This window comes from bacterium (assembly GCA_040757115.1).
In the GTDB taxonomy this organism is placed as follows: Bacteria; UBA9089; CG2-30-40-21; order CG2-30-40-21; family SBAY01; genus JBFLXS01.
This window is the reverse complement of sequence record JBFLYA010000268.1, coordinates 1-5,063: the sequence shown is the minus strand read 5'-3', so window position 1 is coordinate 5,063 and position 5,063 is coordinate 1. Positions and strand designations below refer to the sequence as shown.

Below are 5,063 nucleotides of genomic sequence, written 5' to 3'. Positions count from 1 at the left end.
TTGGCTTCAGTTATTACCTTGCACCAAAACAATGAACAAGATAATTGGATTAAGAAGAGGCAGATACTCTTTGAGCTAAAAAAGGCTGCATAAATAAAAAGGATAGACCTATTTCACAGGTCGAAATATTTTACCCTGTTGAGAAGGGTGAAAATGTTAGGTTAAAGGGTGAGGATGTAATTCAAGGAGAGCTGGTAATTAAAAAAAGATAGCGTTATTCGACCTCAAGAGATAGGTATGCTGTCAGCTCTGGGTAGCAAAGAAATAGATGTTATCCGACAGGTTTATGTAAGTGTAATTTCTACAGGCGATGAATTGATAGATTTAGATGAGGAACTAACCTGGAGCAAAAAGAGAAATAGCAATGGCTATGCCTTAGAGGCTCAGGTAAGGCAGGTGGGGGCAAAACCTGTGCAACTGGGGATTGTTCCGGATAATAGCCAGAGGATAAAAGAGGCTATACTTAACGCATTAGTATTATCTGATGTTGTCATTCTCTCCGGCGGAGTCTCTATGGGGGACTATGATTTAGTAGGGAAGGTGCTTGAAGATATAGGTGCAGAGGTCCAATTTACTAAGGTTGCTATAAAGCCTGGCAAACCCATTACCTTTGCCTTGCATAATACTAAACCTATTTTTGGCTTACCAGGTAACCCTGTTTCTGCCATAATTTGCTTTGAGATCTTTGTTCGACCTGCCTTGCTTAAGATGATGGGGCATAAAGATATTTATCGAACAGTGGTCAAGGCAGAATTGATGCAGGACTTCAGAAAAAAACCAGGTAGAAAATTCTTTTTGCGGGTCCGAATAGAGAGGAAAGATAATCATTATCAAGCCTTCCCAACCGGACCGCAGGGTTCCGGGATATTGAAATTTCTCGTCTTAGCCAATGCTTTAGTGGTAGTGCCTGAAGAGGTAACGGAGTTGAAACAAGGAATAGAGGTTGAGGCATATTTGCTGGATTGAGGAAAACATAGGGGATTGTCCGACAGGTCAGACAGCCCATTTTCAGGAGATATAATGAAAGAAAATAATAAAAAAACATTCTTAACTGAATTATCTGGTGCCTTAGGAGATATTCCCACACTCCTCCCAATCTATGTATCTCTTATCGCTATAAATGGATTGAATGCCACAGTGAGTTTATTGATGGTTGGATTGGTATATATAATTGCTGGTTTTTATTATAAACTACCGATGCCTGTTCAACCCTTAAAAGCCTTAGCGGCTATTGCTATTGCTAATAGTCTCAGCCCTTCATTAATTTATGCCGCAGGGATATTAATGGGGATAATCTTATTGTTACTGGCAATAACTGGATTAACCAGACTTTTGACTTGTCTGTTTAGCCCGCCAATAATAAAAGGAATACAGTTAGGAATAGGGTTGATGTTAGTAAATACAAGTTGGAAGATGATTACTAAATCAATCATCTCCGAGGGTAGTTGTGGTTTATCAGGAGGAATACCTTTCCAACTGCTGATGATTTTTGGGGGATTAGTGATTATATCTATTTTTCTCTGGAATAAAGGGTTTCCTGCTACAATTGCCATATTAATCTGGGGAATAGGGCTAAATTTGTTAACCAGAGGAATGGAGCATTCTGCCATCCAAATGTTTAATATGCCAGAATTCAGTCTATCTATTCCTAAGATTGACGATTTTATTAACGCCTTTTTTCTTTTAGTCATTCCACAATTACCTTTAACATTAGGCAATTCAATTATTTCTACAACAGATGTAGCTAGAAAATACTTTGGTCAGCAAGCCAGGCGAGTTACTGAAACCTCTTTGTGTCTTGGATTAGGCACCGCTAATATGGTCATAGGTTGTCTGGGGGAATGCCTATTTGTCATGGTTCAGGTGGTTTAACTGCCCATTATAGCTTCGGAGCACGCACAGGGATAGCCTGCATCATCATCGGTAGCATTTATATAGGATTGGCTTTCTTCTTCGGCAAAGGAATGGGTGAAATATTTAAGTTGATTTCTCCAGCTATTCTTGGTATAATGGTAATGTATGTAGGTTTAAAACATTGTCTCTTGATTAGCGACTTAATCGGAGAAAAGGGATTTCTATTAGCCTGTCTAATTGGAATAATTGCTGTCTTTACCAATAACTTAGCCATTGCCTGTGGTTTTGGAATGATTTTGGAATGGATTAGGCGCTATTCACAACTTGTGATTGGCAGGTCTTGATAGTGAAGAGGTTTTATGCTCATAGATAATTATCATCGCCAGATTGATTATTTACGACTTTCGATTACGGATATGTGTAACCTCAGGTGTCTTTATTGCCGTCCTTTTGAAGAGATTGGTAAGAAGAGCCATTTTGAGGTTTTAAGGTATGAAGAGATTGTGCGGATTGCCTCTTTAATGGTGCGGCTGGGGGTAAAAAAGATACGGATTACCGGTGGTGAGCCCTTGATTAAACGGGATGTTAACCATTTGATTGAAAAACTATTCCGGATTGAAGGGTTAGAGGATTTAGCATTAACCACCAACGGGACACTCTTAGCCCAATCTGCCCCCTTATTGAAACAGGCAGGTCTCAAGAGGGTTAATATCAGCCTGGATTCCTTAGATGAACAGCGTTATACCCTAATTACCGGAGGCGGTAATCTTAAGGCTGTTTTATCCGGGATTGATGCGGCATTAAGAGCCAACTTAAAACCAGTAAAGGTAAATATGGTAGTAATGAATGGGATAAATGCTGATGAGGTAGAGGATTTTGCCTGGCTAACCCTGGATAGAGCACTTGAGGTTAGATTTATCGAGTTTATGCCTATTGGCAGGCAAGACAAGCTTGAATGGCAGAGGGAGTATCTGCCTAACTGGGTAGTAAAAGAAAGACTGGCAAGATACTTCCACCTTGTTCCCGCTAAGGTAGAAGCAGGTAACGGTCCTGCAGAATATTACCAGATAAAGGGGGCTTGCGGCAAGCTGGGATTTATCTCGTCGATAAGTGACCATTTTTGTCAGAGGTGTAATCGCCTGCGTTTAACCCCTGATGGGCATTTGCGGGTTTGCCTGGGCCAAACAACGGAATTTGATTTAAAGGGTCCATTGCGAGAAGGTGCCAGTGATAATGAATTGACGCAAATCATCATTCAGGCAATAAAATCAAAGCCTATCTCTGGCAACTTTAATTTAAAAGGCAATCGCCAGATGGTAGCAATTGGTGGGTAGAACATCGTTTATAGTTTATCGTTTATAGTTTATAGACTATCAACCATCAACTATACACTATAAACTATAAACCATCAACGATAGACGATAACCGCTTTTTGGAGGAAGAGATAGCTTGTGTGGTGTCTGTTAATATCAGCAAGAACAAGGGGCAGCGGAAGAAGCCGGTAGATGGGAGCTGGGAAGTAATAGCAGGGTGTGGGCTTAAAGCCAATGGCCATGCTAATCTCAGCATAGAGGAACAGACTGCAACCTCTCATCGCCAGGTTAGCCTTTTGGCTCAAGAATCAATTGAAAAGATGCGGCAGATGGGACTTGATGTTTCCCCAGGAGATTTTGCCGAAAATATCACTACCTCAGGTATAGATTTGCTTTCTTTACCCGTGGGTAGCCAGATTCAGGTAGGTAATGATGTCATTTTGGAGGTAAGTCAAATAGGCAAGGTCTGCCATACCAGATGCGCTATCTACTATCAGGCAGGGGACTGCGTTATGCCTAAGGAAGGAATCTTTGCCCGAGTTCTAAAAGGTGGTATGATTAAGATAGGTGATGAGATAAAGGAGGTGAATAAGGAATGTTTGGACTTGGTATGCCGGAATTATTAGTTATCTTACTAATTGTGGTCATTATTTTTGGGGTGAATAAATTACCACAACTTGGTAAATCCTTAGGAGAAGGGATTAAAGGATTTAAACAATCAGTATCATCTAATAGTGATGAGGAAAAGGAAAAACAAAAGACTGCTAATACATAGAACCATAGACCATAGACTATAGCAGTTATTAGTCAAAACTTTACTCAGAGTGGATAAGTAAAAAAAATCCCAAATCACAAGCACCAAATCTCAAATAAACACCAAATTTCAAGTCCTAAATACAAACTATGGAAGTAATGTTTTGAATTTTGGTTATTTGAATTTATTTGGAATTTGGAATTTGTGATTTGGAATTTCAGAACCATATCTATGTCAAATTTCGATTAATAAGTGCTATATAGACTATAGACTATAACCGAAGGAAGGAGGGTTAATTATGTTTGGAATAGGGATGCCAGAATTGATACTTATTCTCATCATAGCAATGGTTATCTTTGGCCCTAAGAAATTACCTGAATTAGGACAGGCAATAGGTCGAGGAATAAAAGAGTTCAGGAAAGCAACTCAGGAATTAAAAGAAGGTGTGAATTTGAAAGATATAGAAATCACAAAGCCGTTAGAAGACTTGAAGAGAATAGAGAGTAGGGAGTAGAAAGTAGAGAGTAGGTAAGTTGGTCTTTGGTCTTTTTTTAGGAGAAACGGCCATGTCCACAGGGAGTGGGCACAAATGACGATGAAAAATAATAGCACGCTGATGATGCGGATATTCGCGGATAGATATAAGATAGAAAAAAGAGAAAAAAATCAGCGAAAATCCGTTAAATCCGTGTCATCCGTGTTCTATTCTCACGGCTATTTTTAGGAGAAAGGAGGATGAAAATAGTGGTAGGAGATAGAAGGTGGGAGGTAAGGAGATAGGCGTGAGGAATGATGTTTTCATTACTTTCTACTCTCTACTTTCTACTTCCTTATTTTCAGAAGGAATATCAGATGGCATTAAATCTTGAAGAAGTAAAAGCCGGTGGAATTATTGCCCAGCGGCAGAAGAATCTGTTTAGCGTTCGAGTAAGAATTCTGGGAGGTAATGTTACTCCAGAGCAACTGCGCAAGATAGCAGAGTTATCCGAGAAATACGGTAACCCAAGTTCGCCGTTTAAAAAAATAAGTCTTGTATTATCAACAACTTACAGAGCAGAGAGGTTGAGTTTTGGCACTACAGTATGAATCCCCACAAAATGATTTGACTGTTTTCCCTGGTTGATAAGGTAACTCCAGGGCAT

8 protein-coding genes are annotated in these 5,063 nt (G+C 39.7%); all 8 read left to right on the top strand.

The genetic code is table 11. The features are described 5' to 3' along the window. Positions 1–237: 237 nt before the first annotated feature. Positions 238–966: a molybdopterin molybdotransferase MoeA gene (locus AB1422_16740; protein ID MEW6620954.1), complete on the top strand. Its 729-nt coding sequence runs from the start codon at positions 238–240 to the stop codon at positions 964–966. A 54-nt stretch (positions 967–1,020) separates the two neighbouring features. Further along, positions 1,021–1,872: a putative sulfate/molybdate transporter gene (locus tag AB1422_16735; GenBank protein ID MEW6620953.1), complete on the top strand. Its 852-nt coding sequence runs from the start codon at positions 1,021–1,023 to the stop codon at positions 1,870–1,872. After that, complete coding sequence (locus AB1422_16730) at positions 1,842–2,198, top strand: putative sulfate/molybdate transporter (protein ID MEW6620952.1); 357 nt, start codon at positions 1,842–1,844, stop codon at positions 2,196–2,198. The genes AB1422_16735 and AB1422_16730 overlap by 31 nt, the downstream gene beginning before the upstream one ends. A gap of 15 nt (positions 2,199–2,213) precedes the next feature. Beyond that, complete coding sequence (moaA, locus tag AB1422_16725; GenBank protein ID MEW6620951.1) at positions 2,214–3,188, top strand: GTP 3',8-cyclase MoaA; 975 nt, start codon at positions 2,214–2,216, stop codon at positions 3,186–3,188. Between the two features lie 119 nt (positions 3,189–3,307). Next, positions 3,308–3,793: an MOSC domain-containing protein gene (locus AB1422_16720; protein ID MEW6620950.1), complete on the top strand. Its 486-nt coding sequence runs from the start codon at positions 3,308–3,310 to the stop codon at positions 3,791–3,793. Beyond that, complete coding sequence (gene tatA / locus AB1422_16715; protein MEW6620949.1) at positions 3,763–3,942, top strand: twin-arginine translocase TatA/TatE family subunit; 180 nt, start codon at positions 3,763–3,765, stop codon at positions 3,940–3,942. Before AB1422_16720 ends, tatA (AB1422_16715) begins: the two co-directional genes overlap by 31 nt. A gap of 277 nt (positions 3,943–4,219) precedes the next feature. Continuing rightward, positions 4,220–4,435, top strand: coding sequence for a twin-arginine translocase TatA/TatE family subunit (tatA, locus tag AB1422_16710; GenBank protein MEW6620948.1), 216 nt, complete (start codon positions 4,220–4,222; stop codon positions 4,433–4,435). 275 nt (positions 4,436–4,710) lie between these two features. Further along, entirely contained in the window at positions 4,711–5,007 is a 297-nt protein-coding gene (locus tag AB1422_16705) for a hypothetical protein (GenBank protein MEW6620947.1), read from the top strand. Positions 5,008–5,063: the final 56 nt, after the last annotated feature.

Coding starts and splice junctions, on each gene's coding strand:
- AB1422_16740 (MEW6620954.1), top strand. CDS start 238: ATGCTGTCAGCTCTGGGTAGCAAAGAAATAGATGTTATCCGACAGGTT.
- AB1422_16735 (MEW6620953.1), top strand. CDS start 1,021: ATGAAAGAAAATAATAAAAAAACATTCTTAACTGAATTATCTGGTGCC.
- AB1422_16730 (MEW6620952.1), top strand. CDS start 1,842: ATGCCTATTTGTCATGGTTCAGGTGGTTTAACTGCCCATTATAGCTTC.
- moaA (MEW6620951.1), top strand. CDS start 2,214: ATGCTCATAGATAATTATCATCGCCAGATTGATTATTTACGACTTTCG.
- tatA (MEW6620949.1), top strand. CDS start 3,763: ATGTTTGGACTTGGTATGCCGGAATTATTAGTTATCTTACTAATTGTG.
- tatA (MEW6620948.1), top strand. CDS start 4,220: ATGTTTGGAATAGGGATGCCAGAATTGATACTTATTCTCATCATAGCA.
- AB1422_16705 (MEW6620947.1), top strand. CDS start 4,711: ATGATGTTTTCATTACTTTCTACTCTCTACTTTCTACTTCCTTATTTT.